Genomic DNA, 2,067 nt, shown 5'->3' with positions numbered 1-2,067 from the left:
GTTCTGTGCATTAGCAGGCTAAGTGTGTCCAAAATAAGTTTGTTTTTACGCTAAATAATTTTTGCGACAGAACCACTCAGATTCGAAGCCTGAAGTTGACTGTCAAACACTCAGCAGAAAAAGCGCTAAACTTAAATTCTTCCGCCAACGTGTTAACAGTTAACTTGGAAAATTGAAATAGGCAGTCAAAAACAATTTAATAAAAAAGCTGTTTCCTTGAAAAAGGAAGGAGGACACGATGATTGACTTCAAGTCTTCTTTTGCATTCTTGCAAAAGATCGGTAAAGCGCTAATGCTCCCAGTATCAGTGCTACCTGTTGCAGGTATTTTACTCGGTGTGGGTGCAGCAAACTTTAGCTGGCTGCCTGAAATTCTATCCCATGTAATGGAGCAAGCGGGTAGCGCGATTTTTGGTAATTTACCACTTATCTTTGCCATTGGTGTTGCACTAGGCTTAACCCAAAATGATGGGGTAGCCTCTTTAGCCTCAGTCGTTGGGTATGCAGTGCTTCTAGGTACAATGGGTGTTATCTCTAGCGCTAATGGCGCTGAAACTAAGCTTATTATGGGTATCAAGTCGATTGATACAGGTGTGTTTGGTGGTATTGCTATTGGTGGTATTGCTGGGTTTCTATTTAATCGATTTTATCGCATCCAACTCCCTCAATACCTTGGCTTTTTCGCAGGAAAACGTTTCGTACCAATCATCACTGCTTTTGCAGCCATTGCACTGGGTACCATCTTAAGTTTTATTTGGCCTCCTATCGGTGCAGGCATCAAAGGCTTCTCACATTGGGCTGCTAATGAAAGCCCTGGGTTAGCCTTCACAATCTACGGCATTATCGAGCGCACGTTGATACCCTTCGGTTTACACCATATCTGGAACGTTCCTTTCTTTTTTGAAGTTGGTGAGTTTGTTAGCAGTACTGGTGAAACTGTTCGTGGTGAAATCCATCGCTACATCGCCTATGACCCAACAGCAGGCAACTTAGCAGGTGGCTACTTATTCAAAATGTGGGGCTTACCTGCAGCAGCTATTGCTATCTGGCACACAGCTAAACCTGAAAACCGCGCTAAAATCGGTGGTATCATGCTGTCCGCTGCATTAACTTCGTTCCTGACAGGGATTACTGAACCTATCGAATTTGCTTTTCTTTTCGTAGCACCTGTCTTGTACGGAATTCATGCTTTATTAGCTGGAGCTGCTTTTTATACCTGTATTGCTTTGGGTATTAAGCACGGTACTACCTTCTCACACGGATTGATTGACTACATTGTTCTTTTCAATCAGTCTTCAAATGCACTGTGGTTCTTAATTATTGGTCCTATTTGGGCTGCCGTATACTACGTTATCTTCCGCATAGTAATTGTTAAGTTTGACCTGAAAACCCCTGGCCGTGAAGATGAGATCTCAGAACAGACACTAGATGAAGCTCATGCTGATGGTGCATTCGCTTTCTCTAAACAACTCGTCATTGCTTTTGGTGGCAGACAAAACATCACGAGTCTTGATGCCTGTATTACTCGTCTTCGCATCTCCGTTAATGAAATTGATAAAGTAGACCAAGCTAAGCTTAAAGCCCTCGGTGCTGCTGGCTGTGTCGTTGTTGGCAATGGCGTACAGGCAATTTTTGGACCTCATTCTGAAAACTTTAAAACCGATATGGAAGAGTACCTAAAGAACTCGACAGGAGAAGACGAAGTTGTCGCCCCTGCTGCCTCAGCGACTGTAGCGGAAGAAGAATCCAGCAGCTCAACGGGTGCTGACCCGAGTATTCCAGAGAAAGTGAAGCGCTTCATTCTGGCTTTGGGGGGAGCCTCAAATATCAACAATGTAGAATGTTGTGCTACGACACGCTTGCGCATAGAGGTTAAAGACAGTGGTGCGGTGGATACAGGCGCGCTTGAAAAAGCCGGTGCCCATGGTGTTGCCCAACTAGGCAATAATAAACTGCACTTGTTGGTTGGCTTAAATGCAGAAGCATTTGCTGAAGAAATGAATAATCAACTTAAGTAACGATTTGGAACATTGTGTTCCCTCGGCAGGCGTGCGGAACACTACACAAC

1 protein-coding gene is annotated in these 2,067 nt (G+C 44.1%); it reads left to right on the top strand.

The window, feature by feature from the left end; all coding sequences use genetic code 11:
• Window positions 1-238: 238 nt before the first annotated feature.
• Window positions 239-2,017, top strand: a complete 1,779-nt coding sequence (ptsG, locus tag KCG35_RS24860) for a PTS glucose transporter subunit IIBC (protein ID WP_215822545.1) — start codon at window positions 239-241, stop codon at window positions 2,015-2,017.
• Window positions 2,018-2,067: the final 50 nt, after the last annotated feature.

Origin of the sequence: Zooshikella harenae (genome assembly GCF_018837975.1) — a bacterium.
GTDB classification, from domain to species: Bacteria; Pseudomonadota; Gammaproteobacteria; order Pseudomonadales; family Zooshikellaceae; genus Zooshikella; species Zooshikella harenae.
This window is presented reverse-complemented; position numbering and strand designations above follow the sequence as displayed.